The sequence below is a fragment of the Polyangium sp. y55x31 genome, from assembly GCF_029946505.1.
Classification (GTDB): domain Bacteria; phylum Myxococcota_A; class Polyangia; order Polyangiales; family Polyangiaceae; genus Polyangium.
On sequence record NZ_JARZHG010000004.1, the window covers coordinates 255,549 to 279,806 of the forward strand.

At 69.3% G+C, this 24,258-nt stretch carries 20 protein-coding genes; 6 read left to right on the forward strand and 14 right to left on the reverse strand.

Annotated features, from left to right (window positions below):
* Genes QHF84_RS10060 through QHF84_RS10070 form a run of 3 tightly spaced genes read right to left on the reverse strand, consistent with a single transcriptional unit; the run spans window position 1 to window position 2,918 of the window.
* Window positions 1-885 (reverse strand): alpha/beta fold hydrolase, encoded by an 885-nt coding sequence (locus tag QHF84_RS10060; protein WP_281313004.1) that lies wholly within the window; start codon window positions 883-885, stop codon window positions 1-3.
* Entirely contained in the window at window positions 882-1,742 is an 861-nt protein-coding gene (rsmI, locus tag QHF84_RS10065; RefSeq protein ID WP_281313005.1) for a 16S rRNA (cytidine(1402)-2'-O)-methyltransferase, read from the reverse strand. Before rsmI ends, QHF84_RS10060 begins: the two co-directional genes overlap by 4 nt.
* A gap of 3 nt (window positions 1,743-1,745) precedes the next feature.
* Window positions 1,746-2,918: an RNA polymerase factor sigma-32 gene (locus tag QHF84_RS10070; protein WP_281313006.1), complete on the reverse strand. Its 1,173-nt coding sequence runs from the start codon at window positions 2,916-2,918 to the stop codon at window positions 1,746-1,748.
* A 96-nt stretch (window positions 2,919-3,014) separates the two neighbouring features.
* Here QHF84_RS10070 and QHF84_RS10075 point away from each other — a divergent pair, with 96 nt between their 5' ends.
* From QHF84_RS10075 to QHF84_RS10095, 5 genes are all read left to right on the forward strand, one after another.
* Complete coding sequence (locus tag QHF84_RS10075) at window positions 3,015-3,707, forward strand: hypothetical protein (protein ID WP_281313007.1); 693 nt, start codon at window positions 3,015-3,017, stop codon at window positions 3,705-3,707.
* Window positions 3,704-5,749, forward strand: a complete 2,046-nt coding sequence (gene mutL / locus QHF84_RS10080; protein WP_281313008.1) for a DNA mismatch repair endonuclease MutL — start codon at window positions 3,704-3,706, stop codon at window positions 5,747-5,749. The genes QHF84_RS10075 and mutL overlap by 4 nt, the downstream gene beginning before the upstream one ends.
* A 110-nt stretch (window positions 5,750-5,859) precedes the next feature.
* Window positions 5,860-6,486, forward strand: coding sequence for an RNA polymerase sigma factor (locus QHF84_RS10085; RefSeq protein WP_281313009.1), 627 nt, complete (start codon window positions 5,860-5,862; stop codon window positions 6,484-6,486).
* Window positions 6,483-7,496 carry an energy transducer TonB gene (locus tag QHF84_RS10090; protein WP_281313010.1) on the forward strand — a complete coding sequence of 338 codons (1,014 nt, stop codon included), beginning with the start codon at window positions 6,483-6,485 and terminating at the stop codon, window positions 7,494-7,496. The genes QHF84_RS10085 and QHF84_RS10090 overlap by 4 nt, the downstream gene beginning before the upstream one ends.
* 40 nt (window positions 7,497-7,536) lie before the next feature.
* Complete coding sequence (locus QHF84_RS10095; protein ID WP_281313011.1) at window positions 7,537-8,415, forward strand: hypothetical protein; 879 nt, start codon at window positions 7,537-7,539, stop codon at window positions 8,413-8,415.
* 7 nt (window positions 8,416-8,422) lie between these two features.
* Here QHF84_RS10095 and QHF84_RS10100 read toward each other — a convergent pair whose 3' ends face one another.
* From QHF84_RS10100 to QHF84_RS10135, 8 genes are all read right to left on the reverse strand, one after another.
* Window positions 8,423-9,280: a S1-like domain-containing RNA-binding protein gene (locus tag QHF84_RS10100; protein ID WP_281313012.1), complete on the reverse strand. Its 858-nt coding sequence runs from the start codon at window positions 9,278-9,280 to the stop codon at window positions 8,423-8,425.
* A gap of 21 nt (window positions 9,281-9,301) precedes the next feature.
* Window positions 9,302-10,357, reverse strand: coding sequence for a hypothetical protein (locus QHF84_RS10105; protein ID WP_281313013.1), 1,056 nt, complete (start codon window positions 10,355-10,357; stop codon window positions 9,302-9,304).
* A gap of 55 nt (window positions 10,358-10,412) precedes the next feature.
* Window positions 10,413-11,414 (reverse strand): NAD-dependent epimerase/dehydratase family protein, encoded by a 1,002-nt coding sequence (locus tag QHF84_RS10110; RefSeq protein WP_281313014.1) that lies wholly within the window; start codon window positions 11,412-11,414, stop codon window positions 10,413-10,415.
* Window positions 11,411-16,201 carry an AMP-binding protein gene (locus QHF84_RS10115; RefSeq protein ID WP_281313015.1) on the reverse strand — a complete coding sequence of 1,597 codons (4,791 nt, stop codon included), beginning with the start codon at window positions 16,199-16,201 and terminating at the stop codon, window positions 11,411-11,413. Before QHF84_RS10115 ends, QHF84_RS10110 begins: the two co-directional genes overlap by 4 nt.
* A 99-nt stretch (window positions 16,202-16,300) precedes the next feature.
* Window positions 16,301-18,511 carry a prolyl oligopeptidase family serine peptidase gene (locus QHF84_RS10120; RefSeq protein ID WP_281313016.1) on the reverse strand — a complete coding sequence of 737 codons (2,211 nt, stop codon included), beginning with the start codon at window positions 18,509-18,511 and terminating at the stop codon, window positions 16,301-16,303.
* Window positions 18,512-18,525: 14 nt separating this feature from the next.
* On the reverse strand, window positions 18,526-18,951 hold the full coding sequence (locus tag QHF84_RS10125) for a hypothetical protein (RefSeq protein ID WP_281313017.1): 426 nt from the start codon (window positions 18,949-18,951) through the stop codon (window positions 18,526-18,528).
* A 7-nt stretch (window positions 18,952-18,958) separates the two neighbouring features.
* Complete coding sequence (gene hutU / locus QHF84_RS10130; protein ID WP_281313018.1) at window positions 18,959-20,638, reverse strand: urocanate hydratase; 1,680 nt, start codon at window positions 20,636-20,638, stop codon at window positions 18,959-18,961.
* A gap of 26 nt (window positions 20,639-20,664) precedes the next feature.
* On the reverse strand, window positions 20,665-21,633 hold the full coding sequence (locus QHF84_RS10135) for a quinone oxidoreductase (protein ID WP_281313019.1): 969 nt from the start codon (window positions 21,631-21,633) through the stop codon (window positions 20,665-20,667).
* 106 nt (window positions 21,634-21,739) lie between these two features.
* On the opposite strand from QHF84_RS10135, the gene QHF84_RS10140 reads away from it, so the two are divergent.
* On the forward strand, window positions 21,740-22,165 hold the full coding sequence (locus tag QHF84_RS10140; protein WP_281313020.1) for a hypothetical protein: 426 nt from the start codon (window positions 21,740-21,742) through the stop codon (window positions 22,163-22,165).
* Window positions 22,166-22,232: 67 nt separating this feature from the next.
* Here the strand turns inward: QHF84_RS10140 and QHF84_RS10145 are convergent, their stop codons facing one another.
* From QHF84_RS10145 to QHF84_RS10155, 3 genes are read right to left on the reverse strand one after another with little or no spacing between them, the layout of a single operon-like run.
* Entirely contained in the window at window positions 22,233-22,547 is a 315-nt protein-coding gene (locus tag QHF84_RS10145; RefSeq protein WP_281313021.1) for a hypothetical protein, read from the reverse strand.
* A gap of 10 nt (window positions 22,548-22,557) precedes the next feature.
* Window positions 22,558-22,971, reverse strand: a complete 414-nt coding sequence (mce, locus tag QHF84_RS10150; RefSeq protein ID WP_281313022.1) for a methylmalonyl-CoA epimerase — start codon at window positions 22,969-22,971, stop codon at window positions 22,558-22,560.
* Window positions 22,972-23,003: 32 nt separating this feature from the next.
* The gene (locus tag QHF84_RS10155; protein ID WP_281313023.1) at window positions 23,004-24,089 is read right to left on the reverse strand and encodes a MaoC family dehydratase; all 1,086 of its coding nucleotides are present in this window, start codon (window positions 24,087-24,089) and stop codon (window positions 23,004-23,006) included.
* Between the last annotated feature and the right edge of the window lie 169 nt (window positions 24,090-24,258).

The following is a 24,258-nucleotide window of genomic DNA, read 5'->3' on the forward strand; positions in this document are numbered from 1 at the left end:
CTACACGAGGAACGACGAAAGCAGCTCGGTGACACGCGCCGCGCCCTCGATGTGCGGCGTGTGTCCGAGCCCCGGCAGCATCACGAGCCGCGCGCGCGGCATCACCGCCGCGGCCCCGATCGCGATCGGCCCGGGCAACACGGGATCACGCTCGCCCCAGACGAGGAGCGTCTCGGCGTCGATCCGTTTCAGGTCCAACGATCGATCGTACGCGGGGCCAACGATCGGCAAGAGCGCGTCGAACGCCCGCACCGGCGGCGCCTTTCCTCCGAGCACGGAGAAGAGCTCGACTTCGAGGCGCGCGAGGCGCTCGCTCCACGCATCTCCACGCGCGACCCTGGGCAAACCGAGGGCCCCGAGCGTCCGCGCGATCCGCTCCGGCCCGAGCCGAAACAGCGCGCGTGATCGCAAGCTCGCCCAGGGACCGAGCCCCATCGAAGAAACGAGCGCGAGCTTCGGCGGTCGCACTTGGCCTCCGAGCACGAGCTCGAGCGCCACGAGCCCGCCGAGCGAGTGCCCCACGAGCGAAGCTTCCGCGAGGTCGAGCTCACGCACGAGCGCGGCGATCGGCTCGACGAAAAAACGAACGGCCGCACCACGATCGTCACCCCGAAACGGCGGCGACGACGAGTGACCGAACCCCGGCAGATCCACCGCGATCACGCGACGTGACCGCGCGACCTCCGCGAGCAAAGGCGCCCAGATCGTCGCCGCGTGCCCTCGCCCGTGCAGGAAGAGCACCGGCGCGCCTTGCCCGCCTTTCAGCGTCCGCAACGTCACCGGCGGCAGCGCCTTTCGCTCGACCTCGAACGAATCGCCGAGCGCCGCGAGGACCTCCGACTCCACCGGCCCCGGCCGCGACACCACCGCGTGGATGTCCGTCACCGCTCGTCCCTCTTCCGCGCGAGCACACGCGCGTAGAGCTCGCGCCGCGGCCGGCCCGACACGAGCGCGAGCTCGTCGGCGATGTCTTTCGGCCGTCGCCCGCGCGCGAGGTGCTCGTCGATGAGCCGATCGAGCTCCTCCTCGCCGACGAGCGGCCCCTTCGGCGCCTCGCCCGGCCCGATCACGATCGTCACCTCGCCGAGCGTCTCGCGCTCGGCCGCGACACGCGCGAGCTCGGGCAACGTCCCGCGAAGGATCTCCTCGTGCACCTTCGTCAGCTCGCGCGCGACCGCGGCGGATCGATTCGGCATGCTCGTCGCGAGATCGGCGAGCGTCTCGGCCGTGCGCTCCGGCGACTCGAACAGCACCACCGACTCGGGCGTCGCGCGCACGAGCTCGAGCGCGTCGCGCCGCTCGGGGCCTTTCCGCGGCAAGAAGCCGAGAAACCGAAACGCCCCCGTGCAGAGCCCCGACGCCGAGAGCGCCGCCATCACCGCGCTCGGCCCCGGGATCGGCACGACGCGCACGCCGGCCTCGGCCGCCGCGCGCACGAGATCCGTGCCCGGATCACTCACGACGGGCGTGCCCGCGTCGGTCACGAGCGCGACGTCTTCTCCGGCCAGGAGCCGATCGACCACACGCGCGACGTCGTGTGCCGACGCATGCGCATCGAGCCTGTCGACAGGTTTCCCCGTGATCCCGAGGTGCGTGAGCAGCCCGCGTGACCGCCGCGTATCCTCGGCGGCGACGCGCGCCGCGTTCCGGAGCGTCTCCGCTGCGCGCGGCGACAGATCGCCGAGATGGCCGATCGGCGTCGCCACCACGTAGAGCACCCCTCGCTCGGGCGCGCCGCTCACGGCTCAGCTCGCGCCGCCGACGGCGTCGCCGAGCTCTTCACGCAGGTACTCGCGCAGCTTCGTGGTCAGCCGTGCTTCGAGCTGCCGCACGCGTTCGCGCGAGATGCCGAACTCGTCGCCGAGCTCCTGGAGCGTGAGCGGATCCTCGGCCGCCATGCGTTTGTCGAAGATGATGACGTCCTTGCCCTTCAGCGTCTCGCGGAACTTCGCGAGCCGCTCGCGCACCATCTCGTCCATCTCGTGCGACTCGAACGCCGCGTCCGGGCCGGTCGTGTACGAGGGCATGAGATCGATCCGCGACACCGATCGACCTTCGCTGTCGCCGACCGGCGCATCGAGCGACGCCTCGCCGCTCGACAGCCTGCGATCCATGTCGACGACCTCGCTCTCGTCGACGGACAGCCGCCGCGCGATCTCGCCGGCCGTGGGCTCGATGCCCATCGCCGAGAGCCGCGCCTTCTCCTTGTTCAGGTTGAAGAAGAGCTTGCGCTGGGCCTGCGTCGTGCCGAGCTTCACGAGCCGCCAGTTGTTCAGGATGAACCGGAGGATGTACGCGCGGATCCACCACGCCGCGTACGAGGAGAGCTTCACGCCGCGATACGGATCGTAGCGCTTCACGGCCTGCATCAGGCCGATGTTGCCCTCCTGGATGAGGTCCATGATGTTCTTGTAGGCGCGGCGATACTCGTACGCGAGCTTCACCACGAGCCTGAGGTTCGCCGTCACGAGGCGCGCGGCCGTCTTCACGTCCTGCGTCTCGGCGTAGTGCCGCGTGAGCTTCTGCTCCTCCTCGGGCGTGAGCAGCGGATGGCGCTGCACCTCGCGCAGGTAGGCTTGCAGCGGATCGGTGCGCGAGAGCGCGGCGTCGCCGCTGCCCTTCGTCGAGCCCTTTCGCTCCACGAGCGGGAGTTTGTCCAGGGATCCCGCGTCCGCGTCCTCGTCGACGATCTCGAAGTCGGCCTCGACCACCTCGCCGTCCGCGCCCTCGGGCTCGGCCGCGCGATCGTCGTCCTCCCCGGCGCCGTCCGCGCCCTCGGCCTGCTCGTCGTTCGTCGCAGAAGCCTGCCGCTCGGCTTTCGCCGCGGCGGAGGCATCGCCCCGCTTGCCTCGCTTGGTCGCCCCGCCCGCCGAGGCTTTCGTCGTCTTTTTACCCGGCTCGGTCTTCTTGGTGGCCACCCGGTACCTCTTGCGGGCAATTTCTTAGTACACGTGGCCTGCCTCGCGCCACCTGTGGTTCGCGGCCCCGCCGGAACGTGCTAGAGCCCCCCTTGCGTGAGCACTTCCGCGCCGCCTCCGCCTCCACCCTCGTCCGCGCGCAGGCGCACGCTTCGGCCCTGGTACCTCGTCGCAGCGATGATCCTCGCGTGGCTCATCGGTGTTCAGGGCCTCTCCGAGGCGTTCGCGACGCTCGTGTACCTGCGCGACGGGAACCTGCCCGACGTCGCGGCCTTGACCTCGTCCCTGAAAGACGCCGCCGAGCCGATCGAGTCGCTCATGGCCCTCCAGGAGGCCGCGCGCCTGCGCACGCTCGGCGAGATGAGCCACCTCGCCTTCCCGCTCTCCGCGGGCCGCTTCTTGCTCTCGGTGCTGCTCGTCATCTCGAGCGGCATGGCCATGAGCGGCAGGCCCGGAGCGCGCGTGCTCGCCATCCAGGCCCTGCTCGCGAACGCCGCGCTCGCGACCTTGACCTTCTGGCTCTTGCGTGACGCGCGGTATGCCTGGGTCGACACCGTCGTGCGCGTCGGGGACGTCCTGCCGGCGCTGCCCTCCACCGCGCCCGCGGATCAACGCGAGGCGTGGCCGCTCCTCCTCGACCGGCGCCTCTGGCTCTGGCTGCCGCGCGCGCGGCTGATCATGTTCGACGTGGGTGCGCTCGTGCTCGCGACGATCACGCTCACGAGCCCACGCACGAAGGCGTTTTTCGAAGCGGTCGCGGCCGCCCAAGAGCAGACCGAGGACTCGTGACGCAGCCGCCCGGGCGTGTCCACGTTCTTCCGGACGACCTCGCCAACCAGATCGCCGCCGGCGAGGTCGTCGAGCGTCCCGCGAGCGTGGTGAAGGAGCTCGTCGAGAACGCGCTCGACGCGCGCGCGCGAAGAATCCGCGTCGACATCGAGGGCGGCGGCGTCACGCTCGTGCGCGTCACCGACGACGGCAGCGGCATGGATCGCAAGGACGCGACGCTCGCCGTCCTCCGCCACGCCACGAGCAAGATCGGATCGATCGACGACCTGCGCCGCATCCAGAGCTTCGGCTTCCGCGGCGAGGCGCTTCCCTCCATCGCCAGCGTCAGCCGCTTCGCGATGCGCACGCGCAAGCACGAGGACGACGAGGGCACGCTCGTCCGCATCGACGGCGGAAGCCCCGCTGACGTCGGCCCGTGCGGCGTCGCGGCGGGCACGAGCATCGAGGTGCGCGACCTCTTCTTCAACGTCCCGGCGCGGCGCAAGTTCCTGCGCGCCGTGAGCACGGAGAGCGCGCACGTCACCGAGGTCGTCGAGTCCGCGGCGCTCTGCCGTCCCGACGTCACGCTCGTGCTCGCGCGTGATGGTCGCGTCGCGCGCGAGTGGCTGCGCACGCAGAGCCGCGAGGAACGCGCGCGCGACGTGTTCGACGACGAGCCCCTTGCCGCGTGCCGGGGCGAGCGCGGCCCCATGATCGTCGAGGCCTTCCTGTCGCGACCCGAGCGAGCGCGCGCGGGCGCGACGCGGCTTTTGTTTTTCGTGAACGGCCGTCCCGTCAAGGACCGCACGCTCGCGCGCATGGTCGCGAATGCGTACGGCAGCGTGCTCGAACCGGGCCGGTATCCCGTCGGCGTCGTCCACCTCGACCTGCCGCCCGAGCTCGTCGACGTGAACGTGCACCCGCAGAAGGCCGAGGTCCGCTTCGCCGACGGCCGCGCGATCCAGGACGCGCTCTACAAGATCATCGCGACGCCTCTGGCCCGCGCCTTCGGTTTGCCCGCGCCCGGCGCCTCGCCGTGGGCGCATTACCACAAGAATCGCGCCGAAGAGCGGAGCCTCCCGGCCGAGCCCGCGGCGCCGGAGCCGCCGCCGACGCCCTATTTGCCAGGCCTCTTCGGCAAAGGACCCGCGCCCGCATCCGCCGATTCGTCGGCCCCGGCTCCGTTCGGCCAGCGAAAGCAAAAGCCGGTCGACGAGGCCGCTCCGCCGCTCACGACGTGGAACGGATCGGGCGAGCTGCCTTTGCCGGAGCTTCGCAATGGTGCTTCCGGCCAAACCATTCCTTCCGCGCCGGAGCGGGAGCCGGAGCCGGACCCGTGGGGGCTCGCCGCGGACACCCCGCCGCCGGTGCCTCCGCTGCCGATTCCGATGCCGACGCCGGCGCCGCCGCTCGCCGCGCCACCACGCCCGATGCCGTATCCCACGGCGGAGGAGCGCGCGTACACGGCCGATCGGCCCGGCGCATTCGGCTCGCTCACCTTCGTCGCCCAGGTCCGGCGCACCTTCCTCGTCTGCGAGGGGCAAGACGGCCTCTTCGTCCTCGACCAGCACGCGGCCGCCGAACGCGTCACCTTCGAACGACTCCGCCGCGCCTACGAGACCCGCGCCGTCGCCTCGCAACGGCTCCTGATCCCCGAAATGGTCACGGTCACCGCCGAAGAGGCGGCGATCATCGAGGAAGCCCAGGACGCGATCAGCCGCACGGGCCTCGACGTCTCCATGCGGGGCATGCGTGACGCCGCGATCACGGCCGTCCCGCAGATCCTCTCCGCCCGCGCAACGCCCGTGGTGCTCCTGCGCGACTTGCTCGCCGAGCTCTCGCGTGTCGGCGAGCGCGCCTTCTCCGGCGCGATCGACCTCGCCCTCGCCACGATGGCCTGCCACGGCTCGATCCGGGCGGGCGACGCCGTCTCCAAGGAAGAAGCCGAGGCGCTCTTCCGCGCGCTCGACGAGGTCGATTTCGCCGGCCATTGCCCGCACGGCCGCCCCGTCGTCATGCGGATCCGATGGTCGGAGCTCGAACAGAAGGTCGGGCGGCGCTGACCGCGACCGGCCGAACGAAGATCCGAGCGCTTCCGCGCATTTAGCGCCCGCCCACTTTTTTTCTGTTGTCCCCGGGTCTCCACCGTCGCCCATGGAGGGGAGGGCAACCGATGACACACGTGATCGCTGCAGGACGGGTCCACGGGTGGGGGGCGGTCTCTGACGCGCCTCGGAAGCTCGCCCCGGACGAACGCGCCCTGGAGGCGCTCTCGTGCGGGGATCGCCGCGCCGCGCTCGTCATCCTCATGCAGGAGTATGGCGCCGCTATCCACCGGTATTGCCACAAGGTGCTCCGCAGCCGCCCCCTCGCGGACGACGTGCACCAGCTCGTCTTCATCCAGGCCTTCGAGGACCTCGACACCTTCTCCGGCTCGAACGGATTCCGGCCGTGGCTTTATGCAATCGCGAACCATCGATGCCTCGACGCCTTGAAGGCGAACCGCAGGTGGTTTTCCCGCTTCGTCTTCGGCGAGGAGCCGCCCGAAGAAATGGACAAGGCCCCGTCGGCCGAAACCCAGGTCGCCGCGCGTGACCTGCCCGAGGCCCTCGAAGCTTGCCTCGGCAAGCTCAAGCCACACGTGCGCATCGCCGTCGTGCTCCGCCATCAGGAGGGTTTTTCCTACGAGGAGATGTCGCGCATCTGCCACGAGAGGCCCGCCACGCTCCAGGCGCGTGTCGCCCGCGCCATGCCCCTGCTCCGTCAATGCCTCGAAAACAAAGGGATCGATCCGCGATGAACACCATGGCTCTCTGCGACCGCTTCGAGCGTGACGGCATCCTCCAGATCGAGCGCGGACAGCCGCTCGACCCGCATTTCGACGATTGCGCGTCCTGCACGACCGCGCGACACAAATACGAGTGCATCCTCGCGGCAATGCCCCACGCCGAGCCCGAGGTGCATCCGCCGATCGGCTGGCAGGCGCGCGTGCTCCGCGCGAGCGAGGCGAGCGAGCAGCCGGCCCGGCGAAAGGCGCCCGCGTCGCGTCCGATCGCGCCGGAGATCGCCCTTTCGTTCGGCGTCGCGGCGCTCGTCATCGCGGGCGGCCTCGGGGTGGGCCGCGGCGACGTGGCCGTCGACGTGACGGGCGAGCCCGCCCTTGAGCCGAGGGTCACGGTCCTCGAAAACGAGCCGGACACCATTCTGCCCACGCCCGACCTCTCCACGCCCGAATCCCGCGCGCTCGCCGTGCCGACGGGGGACGGGAATGAAAACGCGGAGCCCCCGCGCGCGCCGAAGCCCGTCGCGCCCGCGCCGAACGTCGCGCCATCGCGGCAAGAAGAGCCCGCCCCGACGCCCGCGCCCGAGGCACGCACCGAGCCCGAGGCGCGCAGCGAGGCGAAAACGCCTTCCCCGGTGCCCGCGCCGAACGTCGCGCCGGCCCCAGCGCCGAGCCCTGCGCGCACCTACGTCCCGAAGATCGTTCGTCCTGCCAAGCTCTACGGGTTCGATCTGAAATACCCGCGAATGGCCTCGCTGGCGCGCGTCCAGGGGGAGGTCAGCGTGCAGTGCACGATCCGCTCGGACGGGAGGAACACGAACTGCAGGATCCTGCGGGGATTGCCTTTCCTGGACGAGCCGATCCTCCAGGCCTTGCGTGCGAGCCGGTCCGATCCGATCACGGTCGACGGCAGGCCCGTCGACAACAGCGATCACATCTGGCTCATCTCGATCGTCCTCCGGGATACGCCCGACGCACCGACCAACTCCCGCAACGTGCCCATCGTGCGCTGGAAGACCGGTCTCTGAAGCTCCCCACCCGCGCCCGAAGCGCGATACGATGGGCGCCATGCGCGTCCGCCTCCTCCTCGCCCTCGCCACGATTCCCCTCGTCACCGCATGCACGGGCGGCAGCTCTTCCGAGCCCGTGAAGACGCCCGAGGCCGGCACGGGCAAGGACACGACGACCGACGCGCCCGCGGGGGCCCGGGTCGCCGCGAATAGCCCGCTCGCGGGCAAGGACGAGCGGTTCGGCACGGTCCGCGCGTTCGCGGGCGACGATCCCGGAAAGACCGTGGCCATTCCGGGAAAACGCGCCTGGACCGTGGGCCCGGGTGAATCCTGGACGATCAGCCTCTACGAATTCGTGCGCGCCGACGGCACGAAAAACGTCTTCAAAGGTCCCGCGGGCGAGCCCGATTTCGCGATCCCCGGCGCGTATACCTTCCCCGCGACGCCGGCGCGGGGCCTCGCGAAGGGCGCCCTGGTGCTCGTGCCCGTCGAGGGATCGACCACGTGCGGCCGCGTGCTCGCCGCATCCGAGGCCGAGATCAAGGTCGCCTTCCTCTTCGACACGAAGCGGACCGAACAAGCATTCCAGCCCGACCAGGTCTTGCCCCTCGACGGAAAGCTCGCATTCGCCGCGCCCGTTGCCTACAAGCAGCAGCCCGATTCCAAGGGCTGGACGCTCGGCACGCTCGTCTACACCGACGGCACGACGGCCTGGCTCCAGGGCGCGACGCGCGTGCCCGCGGCGCAGGTAAAACCGCTCGACGTCGTCCGCGCCTACAAGGCCGGGGACAAGGTGTTCGCCGTCCCCGCGGAGTCGGATGCATTCGTGGCCGCGACCGTGACGAAGGTCGAAGGTGACGGCCTCCAGTACGAGATCAAAACGCCGGACGGCGCGACCAAGCTCGCCGACGTCTGCGCCGTGACCCCGCCCTTCTGAAGCCGCGCTAGCGCCGGTTCGGCACGACGAACCCTTGCGGGTCCACCGAGACCACACGTTGCTTCAAGAGGTGCCCCACGGCCCGCTTGAATGCCTTCTTGCTGAGCTGGAACATCGATCGGATCTGGTCCGGGCTCGACCGATCGCCCACGCGCGGCGCGCCCGGACGCCCGATCACCGCGAGCACGCGCGCCGCGTCGTTTTCGATTTCCTCGTGCGCGTGTCCGCGGAGCGAGAGCTCGACCTTGCCGTCGGGCAGGATGTTCGCCACGCGGAAACGCGCCGCCTCCCCGCGCGAGAGCTGGTGCGGCTCGTACGCCGGGACCAACCCGACGACCCGCCGCTCCAGAATGACGAACAAGCCGATGTCGGGATCGTTCCGCCACGCCTCCCCGTCGATCCACGCATCGAGCTCGTAATCGCCCTCATCCCGCAAAAGCTCGCTCACGCGCATCGTCCCGGCGAGCCGCCCCCGATCGTCGAGGAAGAGGCCAATCGGATGCCGCTCGCCCACGTGCACGTCGCGCGTCTGCTCGGCATACGGCACGAGCAGCTCCTTCGGCAAACCCCAATCGAAGAACGCGCCGTACCGATTGACGTCCATCACCTTCAGAAAGGCGACCTCGTCGAGCGTGACCTTCGGCGTGCGTAACGTCGCGACGGGCCGACCCTCGGAATCGAGGTAGACGAAGACGTCGAGATCGTCCCCGTCTTTCGTGCCCTCGGGGACCTCGCTCCGCGGCAGCAGCACGACCGGCGCATTCGGGCGCAGGTCCCTCGAATCGACGGCGAGGAACGCGCCCGGCGGACCCAGGCGCCGCACGGGCAGGTTCACGAATCGGCCGAGCAGATCGTCGTAGGACATGTGGTTCGTCGCGAACGGCCTTTACTTGGCCGGCTTCGCCTCCTTGGGGAGCGGCGCCACCGTGCCGATGTCCCATTCCTCTTTGAACGGCTGACCGTCCTTGAAGGTCAGCTCATACGCGAGGCCTCCCTCGATCACCTTTTTGACCTTGCAATCCCCGAGACGCGGGTTGTCCTCGGTGAGGCAAGGCGCGCCCACCGCGAGCGGCTTCGAGACGTCGATCGGCCTCGCGTTCGACGTCTTGACCTTGTGCACCCGCCGCCCCTCGCGCTCCCCGTATCCATTGCCAAACTGCGTATCGATCTCGACCCAGACGTCCTCGCCGCTCACGGCGAAGACCTGCGCGGGATACCACGACTCGGTATCCGGGCCGCCCTCGAAGTGCACCATCGCATAACTCCCCATGCCGAGCGGCCCCTCGAACGCGAGCACCTCCTCCAGCGGGAGCTTTTCCTTCCGCAGCTTCTTCATGAACCAGAGCGCGCACGTCGCCGATTTCGCGTCCACGGCCTCGATACGCCCGACCCAGTGGCTTTGCCCGAAATTGCAAATCGCGTACGCGCCCTTCTTGAGCCCCTTCGGCGCCACCGCGGGCCGCGCGAGCGCCGCCGGCACCGCGTACTTGTTCCCCCGCTCCTCGTAGACGACCTCGTTCGCGTCAGCCTTGAGGACCGTGACGAGCTTGAGCCGAACCGCGGCGAACGAGTCCTTCGGGTCGTTCATGCTGCCCATGTTGGGCGCGACGACCCACGCCTTCGGCGTGGTGATGGCCGCGCCCGTCTTCGGCCCATCCCAGAGCGCCCAGCGGCGAATCCCATCGGGGCCATCCACGTCGTGGACGAGCCCCTTGGGCTTCGCGGGCTCGGCCGGGGCGGCGGACTTGGCCTCGGGTTTGGCCTCGGGAGCCGCGGTCGGGGTCGCCGTCGGAGCGGCCGAGGGAGCGGCGGTCGGCGTGGTCGAAGTGGCGTTCGCCGGGTCCGCCGGGGGCGGGTTTTCCGCGGCGGGGCCGCCGCAGGCGGCGACCGTGAGGGCGAGGGTCGCGACAAACGTGGGCGAAACGAGCTTGGCGTAGGACATCTCGCCCGCGGACCCTAGTCGAGGGGGGCGCGCATCGCAATGGCCCCGAGGGCCGTCAGTCCTTCGGCCAGACGACCCCACGCTCGCGCAGATCCTTCACCGTATCGGAGAGCGTCTCGATCGCGTCACGCGGCGCAAAACCGAGCTCCCGCGCCGCCTTCTTCGCGTCGAGGTACCAGTAATGCTGGCTCATCTCCGCGCTCACCCGGTCGATCGGGGTCTCCGTATTCATCCGCTTGGCGATGCGCTCCATGATCTCGGCGCCCGCCTGCGCCAGGAGCAGGCTCTTCGGCGCCTTCATGCTCGGGCCCTTCACGCCCGTCACGCGCTCGAGCATCCCGAAGAACACCTCGAACGTCAGGTTTTTCGCGCCAAGCAGATATTTTTCGCCCGCCCGGCCCTTCTCCATCGCCGCCACCATCGTCACGGCCGCGTCCCGCGCGTCCACGAAGGAAAGGCCGCCGCTCGGGATCATCGGCACGCGCTTCTCCATGAACTTGACGATGTCGCCCGTCGACGAGCCGAGCACGTCCCCGGGGCCGAGCAGGAGCGAGGGATTGACCGACACGACCTCGAACCCGGGTCCGCTGCGATCGAGCCCCGCGCGCTCGGCATAAAGCTTCGACCGGTAATACGGCCAGCGCGCGATCACGTCCTGCGGCGGCAAGGCCGTCTCGTCGATGACCTTGGCCTCGCGGCTCACGGCGATCGTGCCGCTCGTGCTCGCCAGGACGACACGCCGCACGCCCGCGGCCCGCGCCGCGTCGAGCGTGATCTTCGTGCCCTCGACGTGCACCCGGAAGAGCGCCTCCGCGTCCTCCGGCCGCCGCGAGACCCGGCCCGCGCAATGGAAGAGGCCTTCGCAGCCCTCGGCCGCGCGCTTGACGCTCTCGGCGTCGAGCACGTCGCCGCGCGCCACCGAAAAACCCTCTTTTCCGGCGAAGCCCGAGGGCTCCTTGCGGCAAAGCGCCACCACCTGGTGACCGCCCGAGAGCAGCACCGAGACGAGGTGACGTCCGAGAAACCCCGTGGCACCCGTGACGAGATAGCGGCTCATACGAGATCGAACACCTTCTGGAAGGTCAAGAGCAGCGAGATGTCGTTCGATTTCACGGCGCCCGACATGAACTCCATCGGGCTCGGCGTGTAGGCCTCACGCACGATCTTGAGGAAGATCTCGGGCGACGTCTTCAGCACGCAATCGGCCGCGGCGCCCTCGGGCTTGCCCATCTTCGCCTCGCACTTGTTCGGCTCGACGCGCAGCGTCCACTTCGCCTCGTTTTCGTTGCCGAGCGTAAAGTAATACGTGACCGGCGCGGTCACGCGGTTCGGGACGAACTTCGTCTCGAGGTCGCGGAAGAGGAGCACGAGCGGGTGCTCCTGCTTCGGCGCCGCCTCCTCGATCCGGTCGATCTGCCGGATGTCGAGCACCTTGCCCTCCTTGAGGAGGACCACCGCCTGCCGCGTCAACTCCGCGACCTTGCGGCACGCGACGGTCATCTTCATGCCCGCCGTCAGACGCTTGAGCTCGCGCACCTCGAGCGGCGGGCCGATCCGCGCCACGAGATTGCGCTTCTTCGGGAAGTTCGCGCCCTTGGGCAACGCCTCGTAGGTTCCGCCGAGCCAAACCGGGAGGATGTCGACCTCGTGGTGCAGCGCGAGGTGACCGATCGCCGCGCCAAACTCGTGAATCTGGCCGTCGGTGCTGCGCGTGCCCTCCGGGAAGATCAGGATCGTGTTGCCCTGATCGAGCAGATCACCCGCCTGGCGGAGCGCCTGCCGGAGGCCACCCTTGCGATCGAAGGGCGCGAGGTTCGTCAGGTTCTCGAAATACGCGCGGCGCCATTTCCCCGACTCGAAGAAATAGTCCTGCGCCGCGAGCGAGACGAGCTCGTCGCCGTACGCGCCGAGGGCGTACTTGACGAACCCCATGTCGAGGTGGCTCGCGTGGTTCGAGGCGACGATCGTGTTCCGGTTGTGCGGGATGTAGGCCCTTCCGTAGACCTTGGGGTGCATCACCCGGTCGTAGAAGTTCATCTGGGCCTTGCCGAGGAGCTGCTTGGCCATGTCGGCGAGCGGCCTCGGGAGCTTGATCGGCTCGTCCTCGCCGTCCTCGACCTTCGCGAGCTCGACCTCGTGCGCCGCCTCGCCGCCGATCTCGACGACGAGCGCCTCCACGTCACCCACGGTGTCGCAACGCGAGAGCCGATCGGTGTCGATCGCCCGGCCCGTCTGCGATTCGAGCGCGGCCGCGAGCTCCATCGCCATGAGCGAGTCGAACCGCAGGTCCCCGCGGAGCGACATCCCCGGCGTGAGATCGGCCGACTTTTTGTTGGCGATCGTAGCAATCGCATGGCGCGCCGACGCGCTCGTCGCTTGCCCCCCGCCCTCGCCCGCGGGCATGGCCGACGCGCTCGCGAGCTTCGCGAGCACGCTCTTCACCTCGCTGCGCTTGACCTTGCGGGTCGCGGTGCGCGGCAGGTCGTGATCCCAGAGGTGCACGACCGAGGGCTGCGCGACCTTGGGCAGCTTCTGGAACGCCTCGCGCAGCGCCTTCATCGCGCGCTCGTGGCGCTCGGCGCGGGAAGGACGCTTCTCGCCCTCCTCGGGCTCGCCTTCGTCGCGCTCGGGCACGGCGAGGCACGCGACACGCTCGCCGCCCTGCCCGTCGTCGATGCCCACGATCGCGATCTCACGGACGTGCGGCGTGCCGCCGAGGAGGTTCTCGACGTCGTCCGGATACACGTTCTCGCCGCTCGCCGTGACGATGACGTCCTTCTTGCGGCCGACGATGACGAGCCGACCCTTCTTGTCGAGCTTGCCGAGATCGCCCGTGTGCAGCCACCCGTCCGCGTCGATCGCGGCGCTCGTGGCCTCCTCGTTGCCGGCGTAGCCGAGCATCACGTTCGGCCCGCGCGCGAGGACCTCGCCGACGCCGCCCGCGTCGGGTTTGTCGATCTTGATCTCGACGTTCGGGATGGGCTTGCCCACGGTGCCCGGCTTCAGGCTCGGCGAGGCCTTGGCCACGGTGAGCACGGGCGCCGCCTCGGTCAAACCGTAGCCCTCGCTGAGCGGCAAACCGAGGCCGCGGAAGACGTTCGCCGTGTCCTTGGGCAGCGCGGCGCCGCCCGAGATCAGGAAACGAACGTTGCCGCCGAGCGCCTTGTGCACGGTGCCGAAGAAGAGGCGGCCGAGGTTCAAGCCGGCCTTCTCGCCGAGCAAACGATTGAGCTCGAGGGCCCAATCGAAGGCCGCCGCGGCCGCGGGCCCCTGCTCCTTCACGCGCGAGGTCACGCGACGCTCGAGCATCTGCCAGAGCGCGGGCACGCCGACCATCGCGGTGATGCGACCCTCCTTGAGGCCCTTCGAGACACGCTCGCCGCTGAGCTCGCCGATGTAGATGATGCGCGTGCCGCGCGAGATCGGAAGGAGCAGCCCACACGTGAACTCGAACGTGTGGTGCAGCGGCAAGACGCTCAGGATGCGGTCGTGCTGCGCGAGCGGGAAGATCGGCGCGAGCGAGGCGAGCAGCGCGGTGAAGTTGTCGTGCGAGAGCATGACGCCCTTCGGATCGCCCGTCGTGCCGCTCGTGTAGATGATGCTCGCGATGTCCTCGCCCTTGACCGTGACCTCGGGCGCCGGGAGTTGTTCGTGCGCATCGGGGTCCGCGAAGCTCGCGAGATCGTAGACGCGGAGCTCGGGAATCGAGGCGCGCGCGCCCTTGCCGCCCTTCTCCTCGACGAACGAATCCCAGAGCGCGATACGCGCCCCCGACGAGCGGAGGATGTTCACGAGCTGGCGCTCCTCCAGCGCAGGATCGACGGGCACCGCGATCGCGCCGGCCCGCAGGATGCCGAAGTACGCGACGGGCCACGCAGGCTGGTTCTCGCCCGCGAGGAGCACGCGATCGCCCGGACGAACCCCCACCGCCGCGAGGCGCGCGGCCGTGGCGAGCATGCCGTCCCGAAGCTCGCGGAACGTGGTGCGCGTGAGACCCTCGTCCGTGAGGAGCTGCAACGCGACGGCGTGATCGTGCCGCTCGGCCATCTCCTCGATGAGGTCGATGAGCTGGTCGTACTTGCGGAGGGCCTTGAGCTCCTTGTTCTGCTTCTCGTCGATGAGCGGGAAGACCCACTTTTCGAGGCCCGGGATGTGGACGTCCCACATGTACCAGCGCCAATCGAGCGTCGCGGGTTCCCAGTAGAACTTCGCGCGCTCGTCCGGGGGCATCCGCTCCATCGCCGCGCGCGTGTTCGCGCAGGAGAACACCCAGTCCGCCTCCGCGACGAACGGGAGGAAGATGTCCATCACGCCGGCCATCTTCTCCTCGGCCTTCGCCGCGCCGAGCAGCATGTCCGACGCCGGCTTGAGCAGCGGACGCACCGGCCCGCCCGCGATCTTGCCGAGCACGCTGCCGAGCGTGCCCATCGCCTTCGCGATCTGGTGCGCGCCGTGCTGCTCGTACTGCTTCTTCGTGAGGCCGACGGGCTCGAAGTACGCCTTGACCCAGTCGAAGAGCGCGCTGCGCTTGCCCTCGTACGCGAGCTTGCGCTTGTAGAGGCCGATGAGCTCGTAGTAGCGCGTCATGCGGCAGGCGTTCGTGTCCGTCGTGCCGTACTGGTACACGGTGGCCGCCTTGCCCTCGAGCAGCTCGCAGAGCGAGGCGATCATGCCGCTCGTGACCATGTCGCAGGGGATGATGTCGAGGTGGACCCGGTGGTCGCCGGGGATCTGCACCTGGCCCTGCATGGCCATGTAGATGAACGGCGCGCTCGTGTTGATGCCCTCGTTCCAGCCGGGGAACGGATAGACGCACGAGGACTCGATGACGGCCGGACGAACGATCGTGTAGGGCACGCCGCTCGCCGCGAGGACCTGCTCGCCGATGCTCTTCGTGTACGTGTAGATGTTCGTCCAGCCCCAGAAATGCGCGCGCTCGGTGCCGGCCTCGATGAGCTGGTTCTCGATGAAGCGGCGCTTGACCTTGGCGAGCTCGGCTTCGAGCGCCGTGCCGCGGCAAGGCTCGCCACGCGCCTGGAGGTTCTCCTTGGCCTCGTCGAGGAACGCGCTCTGCCGGAACGCGTCCTCGCAGCGGTGCCGCGCTTGCTTGACGAGGTCGAGGCACTCGTCGATCTCGCGCTGCGGATCCCAGTGCGAACGATCGAGCGTGCGCTCGGCGATGCCCGCGCCGAACCAGGTCTCGCCCTCGGCGCGCGGGAACGGCACCTCGCGCGGGTCGACCTCCTCGATGAGGCCGGAGCGATACCCGGCGACGTAACACGTGCTCGTGTGCAGGACCGGCGCCCCGAGGCGCCTCGCGAGCGAGACGAGGTTCGTCACGCCGAACGCGTTGACCTCGAGCGCCTCGTCGAGCGGCGGGTTGAAGTCGACGACACCCGCGACGTTGACGACCGCGTCGATCGTGCCGTCGATGCGCGCGAGCAGGTCCTTGTCGAGGCCACACTCGTGGTGGACGATGTCGCCGGCGATCGCCGTGACCTTCGAGGCGATCCACGTCTCGAACTCGGCGCCCGGGTGCGCCTCGCGGATCGGGTCGAACGCGGCGGAGGTGGCGATCTGCGACCAGAACCGCTCCTCGGCGGACTGGCCCGCCTTGGGCCGGACGAGCAGGTAGAGATGGCCGATCTCGGGGAACCGATGCAGGAGCATCGAGACCCAGACCTTGCCGAGAAAGCCCGTCCCGCCGACGACCACCAGCCGCTTGCCGGAGAGGACGCGCGAAGGGAGCAGCGGGGTGATTTTTGCGTCCGTCATCGCTTGGGGACCACGCCCGGCGGTGCCGGGCTGCGCCCCCAAACCCCCGTTCATCTCCGTCTCGCTCATGGAATTCGCCTCGTATCCCCCCGTGAGAGGGAGAGGATTTCGGGTCCTTGGCCGATCAAGTCAAGCTCGACGTGGCGCGAAGATGGATTCGCAGCGGATTCACGGCTTCTTGATGCCGAGCACGTGAAACAGAAATGTGTAGACGTCCACGGCTTCGAGCACCGCGTGGTCGAGCGGCGTGCCGACGCCGCGGCCCGTGTCGCCGCTCGAACGCAGGAGGATCGGCGCCTTCGCGCTCGTCGCCGCGAGCAGGCGCGCCGCCATCTTGCGGGCGTGCGAGGGATCGCCGCGCGGGTCGTTTTCACCGGTGAGCAGGAGCGTCGCCGGGTAGGGCTTGCCGTCCTCGACGCGGTGGTACGGCGAGTAGCCGAAGAGCGCCTTGAACTGCTTCTCGTCGGCGATCGAGCCGTACTCGGGGACGTCGTAGGCGCCGTTCGGCGTGCCTTCGAGCCGGAGCATGTCGTAGATGCCGCCGCGCGCCACGACGGCGCGGAACATGTCGGGCCGCTGCGTGAGCGCCGCGCCCATGAGCAAGGGCGACTGCGGAGCGCCGAGCAGCGCGAGCTTGTCGCTCTTCGTCACTTTGAGCTCGAACAATCGCTCGGCGCAGGCGAAGAAATCGTCGAACACGTTCTGCTTCTGCGTGAGCATGCCCGCCTTGTGCCAGGCGTCTCCGCCCTCGCCGCCGCCGCGCAGGTTCGCCACCGCGACGATGCCCCCGACGTCGAGCCAGGCGCGCCGCGTGGGGTCGTAGTCCGGCGCGACGACCACGCCGAAGCCGCCTTGCCCCGTGAGGATCGTGGGGTTCTGCCCGTCGAGCTTGGCGTCCTTCTTGCGCAGGATGCTGAGCGGGATCTTCGTGCCGTCCTTCGACGTGCACGTCTCGCGCACCACGGTCGCGTCGCTGAAATCGGCCGTCGCGGGCTGCGCCATCGCGGTCTTCTCGACCTTGCCGCTCGACGCGCGGAAGCGATACCAGGCCGAGGCCTCGGTGAAGCTCTCGTTCTCGAAGTAGAGGTCGTCCTCCTGGAGCAAGACGACCTCGTGCACCCCGGAGACGGGCAGGATCGGCACGATGCCGCCGGGCTTGCCCTTGAGGTCGAACCAGCGCATCTCCGAGGGCCCGCCCGCGCTCGAACGCACGTAGATGCGCTGCAGCGTGGGGAGCACGTCGAGCAAAACCGACTCGCTCTCGGGCACGACGGCCGTGGCCTTCGCGAGCTGAGGCTTCCACGCCGAGGTGCGCAGGAGCTTGCCGCGCGGCGCGTCTTTCTTCGAGATGATGTAGAGGTCGCCGTCGGGCCCCGCGACCATGCGCTCGACCTCGTCGGGCCCATCCGCGACCTTGGTAAAACCCCCGCCCTGGCGGAAGACGTGGTGCTCTTTCGGCCCGCCGTAGCCGCTCTCGACCCGCGCCGTGACGAATTTGCCGTCGCCGCTCGTCTCGAGGTCGATCTGCGCGAGGCGCGGGAGTTTGTCGATCGCCGGCGCGTCGTCCTTCACGGGCGTGTAGAGTTTGTGGAAATAAACCTTCTGGTAAAACCCTCGGTCCTCGGGTTTGCCCTCGCCCTCGGCGGGATAACGCGTGTAGAAAAATCCGTTGCCGCCCGCGTTCCAGGCAATGCTCTTGCCCTTGTAACGGCCGGCGCCCTGCGGCACGACCTCGGCGATCTCGCGGCCCGAGCCCACGTCGAAGACGCGGATCGAGCCGCCTTCACGGTCGCCCTTCGAGAGCGAGACCGCGACCTTCCCGCCGTCGGGCGAGGCGACGTAATAATCGATCGAGGTATTGCCCGAGGCGTCGATCGTGGTCGGGTCGACGAGGACCTTCTCGGCGTTCGGCTTGTCGACGGGCGTGAGCGTGACCAGGAACGGCTGCTGCTTCGGCGGCCGCCAGCGCATCGAAAAGAGGACGCCGCCCTTGTGCTGGAACGCGTAAAACGCAGGCGTGCCGTATTCGACGAACTTGCGCACGCTCGTGTAGAGCGCCTGACGGCCGGGCAAGATGTCCAGGAAGGCCCGGGTCCGCCGGTTGTGGTCGCCGACCCAGCTCTTGACGTCGGAGCTCGCGCCGTCTTCGAGCCACTGGTAATCGTCGGCGACGCTCTCCCCGTGATATTCCTTGAACACGGGCTTTTTGGGCGTGGGCGGGGGCGGATCGAGCTCCGGGCCGGGCGCCTCGACGGACGCGGAGGCCGACCCGGAAGGGCCAGCCTTGTCCTTTGGGCCGGTGACCGTCGAGGTGCCGGGGCAGGCGAGGAGGAGGAGCGCGAGAGGCGCGAGCGCCGCAGACGAACGGACCAAGGTCATGTCGGGGGCGGAGGTTACGACGATCCGGACGATCTGTCAGGTCCGGATGTCGCGCCGCAAGCGACACAACCCTGGTCGCGGAGCCACGCGCGGGCGCTCGGCTCGTCGTCGAAAAAGGCAAGGTCGAACCGGGCCCTCGCGAGCACACGCGCGGCCGTCACGACGAGCTTCGCGATCACGCGCGCGCCGAAGCTCGCGCCGACGACGGCGTTGGCGAGGCGAGGCACGCCGCGCATCGCCGCGATGAACGCCTTCCGGCTCGTCGCGCTCATCGCGATCTCGCTCTCGACGATGCTGAGAATGAAGCCGGTCCCGCCCCGGGCCTGCTCCACCATGGCCGTGCCAAAGGCCTCCGCATCCGGGGGAAAAATCTCACCGCGGATACGAAGGACCACGAGATCCGGCGTTTCTACTTCGATGTCGTGCGCCCCCGCCCTCACGACGACCTCAGCCTTTCATCCGGTGTGGCACCCGGACGCCCTTTTCCTCGGCGACATGTTGCGCCGTCTCGTAGCCCGCGTCCGCGTGGCGAATCACGCCCATTCCGGGATCGATCGTCAACACCCGCTCGAGCCGCCGCGCCGCCGCGTCCGTGCCATCCGCGACGATGACCATCCCCGCGTGCAGCGAATTGCCGATGCCCACGCCGCCGCCGTGATGGAAGCTCACCCAGGACGCGCCGCCCGCCGTGTTCGCGAGCGCGTTCAGGATCGCCCAGTCTGCAATCGCGTCCGAGCCGTCCTTCATGCCCTCCGTCTCGCGGAACGGGCTCGCCACCGACCCGCAATCGAGGTGGTCGCGGCCGATCACGATCGGCGCCTTCACTTTGCCCTGACGAACCAGCTCGTTGAACACGAGGCCGACCTTGGCCCGATCGCCATAACCGAGCCAGCAGATGCGCGAGGGCAAACCCTGGAACTTCACGCGCTCCTCGGCGAGCTTGATCCACCGCGCGAGGTCCGGGTCGTTCGGCACGGCTTCGAGCACCGCGCGGTCCGTGACCAGGATGTCCTCCGGATCGCCCGAGAGCGCGACCCAGCGGAACGGGCCCTTGCCCTGGCAAAAGAGCTCGCGAATGTACGCGGGCACGAAGCCCGGGATGTCGAAGGCGCGCTCGCAACCGGCCTCCTGCGCACACGTCCGGATGTTGTTGCCGTAGTCGAAGACCTCCGAGCCGCATTGCGCCATCTCCAGCATGGCCTCGATCTCGCGCCGCATGGAGCGCTTCGCCCGCGCCACGTACTCCTTCGGGTTCGAGGCCCGCAGCGCGGCCGCCTCGGCGAGCGAGAGGCCCTCGGGGATGTAGCCGATCAAGGGATCGTGCGCGGCCGTCTGCTCGGTGACGAGGTCCGGCACCACGCCACGACGCACGAGCTCGGGGAAGATGTCGGCCGCGTTCGCGCAGATCGCGATGGACGTGGGCTGGTTCTTCTCGACGGCCGCCTCGATCGCGGCGAGCGCCTTGTCGAGGTCGTCGATGCGCTGATCGACGTAACGCGTCTCCAGGCGGCGCTCGATGCGCTGCGGATCGATCTCGACCGCGAGGCAGGACATGCCGGCCATCGTCGCGGCGAGCGGCTGCGCGCCGCCCATGCCGCCGAGCCCGGCCGTGAGCACCCAGCGCCCGCCCTCGCGGCCCGAGCGCGCCTCGTGCGCCTTGCGCGCCGCGACGAACGTCTCGTACGTGCCCTGCAAGATGCCCTGCGTGCCGATGTAGATCCACGAGCCCGCCGTCATCTGGCCGTACATCGTCAGGCCGAGCTGCTCGAGCTTGCGGAACTCGTCCCAGTTCGCCCAGCGGCCAACGAGATTGCTGTTCGCGATGAGCACACGCGGCGCGTCCGGGTGCGTGCGGAACCGACCCACGGCCTTGCCCGACTGCACGAGCAAGGTCTCGTCGTCCGCGAGATCCTGGAGCTCACGGACGATGACGTCGAACGCCTCCCACGAGCGCGCGGCCTTGCCCGTGCCGCCGTACACGACGAGATCGTCCGGCCGCTCGGCGACCTCGGCGTCGAGGTTGTTGTGGAGCATGCGCAGCGCGGCCTCCTGCACCCAGCCCTTGCAAGAAAGGGTGGCACCGCGGGGCGCGCGGACAGGACGGGGACCTGATTGGCGGGTCGACATGCCCCCGCTTTACCACGACGACGGCGCTACGGGATCAGGAGGAGCTTGCCCGTGGTCTCGCGGCCTTCGAGGCGGCGATGGGCCTCGCCGGCATCCGCGAGCGGGAGCTCGGCATGGATGCGGACGGACAGCGTGCCCTCGGCGATCCGCGCGAAGAGCTGCGCAGCGCGGGCGGCGAGCTCCTCGCGCGTGGCCGTGTAGTCGCCGAGGCTCGGCCGCGTCAGGAAGACCGAGCCCGCCGCCGAGAGGCGCTGCGGATCGAAGGGCCCGACGGGGCCGCTCGATTGGCCGTAGAGCACGAGCATGCCGCGCCGCTTGAGGGCTCCGAGGCTGCGATCGAAGGTGTCTTTGCCGACGGAGTCGTACACGACGTCGACGCCCGCGCCGTTCGTGTGACGCCGCGCCTCGGCGGCGAAATCGACCTCGCGGTAAAGGATCACCTCGTCGGCGCCCGCCGCGCGCGCGAGGGCCGCCTTCTCGGCCGTCGAGACCGTGCCGAACACGAATGCGCCCGCGTGATCGGCGAGCTGGCACAGGATCAGGCCCACGCCGCCCGCGGCCGCGTGCACGATGCACGTATCGCCCGGGCCGAGCGCGAACGTCGAGGTCGCGAGGTATTGCGCGGTCATGCCTTGCAGCATCACGGCCGCGGCCGTCTTCGTATCGACGCCGTCGGGCACGACCACGAGCTTGTCGACCGGCGCGATCACATGGCTCGCATACGAGCCGGGCACGGAGGCCCAGGCGACGCGCTGACCGGGCGCGATCGACGTGACCTCGGGGCCCACGGCCTCGACCACGCCGGCGCCTTCGAGGCCGAGCCGCCCGGGAAGGGGCATCTTGTAGAGACCGGTGCGCTGATAGACGTCGATGTAGTTCACGCCCGCGGCTTCGACGCGAACGCGGGCCTGACCTGGGCCTGGTGCGGGGGTGTCGATCTCGGCGAGGGAGAGAACCTCCCGGCCGCCCGGCGTGGAAACGGCGATGGCGCGCATACATGGCAATTCGCCGAGGTGGCCCCGAGCGTCAAGGGCCCATGGGTGGACGGGAACGAGCGGCTGCATTCCAAAGCCGATCGGATTCTGGTATTGCGGGTGAGCCATGGCCCTCGATCGCCCGACCCCCGTGAGCTTCCATGCCCCGATGGTCCTCGCTGTGGGCCTGCCCCCCGACACCCTTTCGCGGGCGGGCGTGGTGCTCGGGCCCTCCGGCGTGGCCCTCCGGGAGACGAACCTGCTCGATCTGCGCAGCGACTCGGCGCAGTATCGGCCGCTCGTGCTCCTCGTGGACGCCGAGCTCTACGACTTCGACCCCGAGGCATTCGACATGGTGGCGAAGGACGTGGGCGCGAAGCTCGGGATCGCCGGCAGCCCGCGCGAGTGCGAGGTCACGCTCGGGCAGCTCATCGCCGCCGTCACCCGAAAGAGCGTGTTCCCGCCGCCGCCGAGCAGCGCGGACGCGGCGACCGACAAGTGGGATTTCTCCGAGGTCGTCGCCGCCGTCGCCGCCGCCGAGGGGCGCGAGTAGCAGAGAGACAATCGTACGGAGAGACAAACGAGTTCGTCAGGACAATACGATCGCCCCGACGCACGCGTCATTTCTTGTCGCGGAACATCGTCACGAGCAGCACGATCTCGGGTTTTCCCTCGACCTCGTGCACGACGTGGGCGTCGAGCGGGACGACGACGCCCGGCGACATCAAAACGACCTCCTCGCCCACGCGGAGCTCGCCCTGGCCTTCGAGGCAATGGATGGTGATCGGGTGGATCGCGTGGTGCGCCGCGAGCACCGCGCCCTTGCGCAGCGCGATGAGCACGAGCTTGCGGCGCTCGTCGGCGAGGACGGTGCGCACCTCGCGGTCGCCCTCGCCGCGGAGCGCTTCTCGAAGCTGGATCGGCGTCGTCGTCATCACACGCTCGTCAATGCGACGGCTCGGGCTCGACCAGCTCGACGAGCACACCGCCCGTCGCGCGCGGATGCACGAACGCCACCTTGTGGCCACGCGCGCCGATGCGCGGGGTCTCGTCGATGAGCGGGACGTGGAGCGATTTCAAAAGCTCGAGCGCGGCCTCGATGCCCTCGACCTCCACGGCGATGTGGTGCAGGCCGGGGCCTCGTTTCTCGAGGAACTTTTGCAGCCCCTCGTTGCCCTTGGGCTCGATGAGCTCGATGTTGCTTTCGCCCACGGGCACGAGCACGACTTCGGTCTTCTGCGAGGAGACGAGCTCCCGCACGCCGGGCTCGAGGCCGAGCGCCTGCTGCCACTTCACGAGCGCGTGATCGATGTTGTCGACGGCGATGGCGACGTGATCGATGCGCTTGATCTTGATCATGATGCTCTCCGGGCCGGTGGGATGAATGCAATTCACGTGCGACGCCGCACGAGGAGCGTGCGGGTGATCTCGACGGCCTTCTCGGGCACGCGGCCCGCCGTCTTGCCGAGCTCGGGCGTGAACAGGTCCGCCCCCTTTTCGAGCAGGACCCGCGCCGGCGTGTTCTTGAGCCCGATCACGCGCAGGACCACGATACCCGCGTCCTTGCCGCGCTCTTCCTTGGCGACGACCGACGACGCGGCGTAAAGCGTGTCGCCGGCGAGCACGCCGCTCGGGTGCGCGCCGTCGTCGAGGCCGAGGTCCCAGACGGCGTTGCCCGCGGTATCGCGGCTCGACAGCGAAAGCACCCAGGCGAGCACGAGGCCGCCGAAGACCACACGCGTCTTCGCAAACGAGCTCTTCTGGCAATACCGCTCGTCGACGTGCATCGGATGCGAGTTCCGGAAGAGCGTCGTGAGCTGCATGTGCTCGGCTTCGCTCACGGTGCGCCCGGCCTCGTGCGCGTATACGTCGCCGACCTCGAAATCGTCCCAGAACGTAGGAAACACCGCGCGGCGCGGCGGCGCGAGGTCCCCGAGGAGCGATACGGGCGCGCGGGACGAGGGCGCGGCGGGCCGCTCGTCGACCGGGCTTTGTGGCGTGATCGCGGCGCGCCCCGCGACCTTGCCGACGCGGACGAGCACTTTGCGTTCGAACGAGCAGACGACTTCGCCGTCCTGGTTCGAGACCTCGGTGCGCACGTGGACCACGCCCTTGTCGCCGGTCGAGACGGGCCGCGTGCCGATGACGCGCGACGCGGCGACCACGGTATCGCCTGGATAACACGCGTTCGGGAAGCGCACGTCCATGTACGCGAGGTGGGCGATCGCCTGCTCGCTCACATCGTGCACGCTGAAGGACAGGCCGAGGTTCAGGAGCAAGAGCGGGTGGACGGGCCTGTCGCGAAGGCCGAGCTCCCGCGCGGCGCGCCGGCTCGCGTAGGTCGGGATCACGTCCTGGAACGAGGCGGCGAAGAACGCGAGCATGCCCTCGTCGACCGTCACTTCCCAGGGATGGGCGTAGATCGCCCCGGGAACGAAATCGTCGAAGAGCCTACCGTAGCGGATCGTGTGGAGCATTCGGAAAGGTCGGGGCGCCGTGGACGGACGGGGCGAGCATGGCACGAGTTGGGACGGGGGGCGAAGCGAAGGGCGTTTCCCCTCCTCGGACCCAAGATGTAGGCCGCTTCGGGTGACTTTTTACACATACGGGCTGCCTGGTGCGCATACAGCCGAAGGACACTGAAAT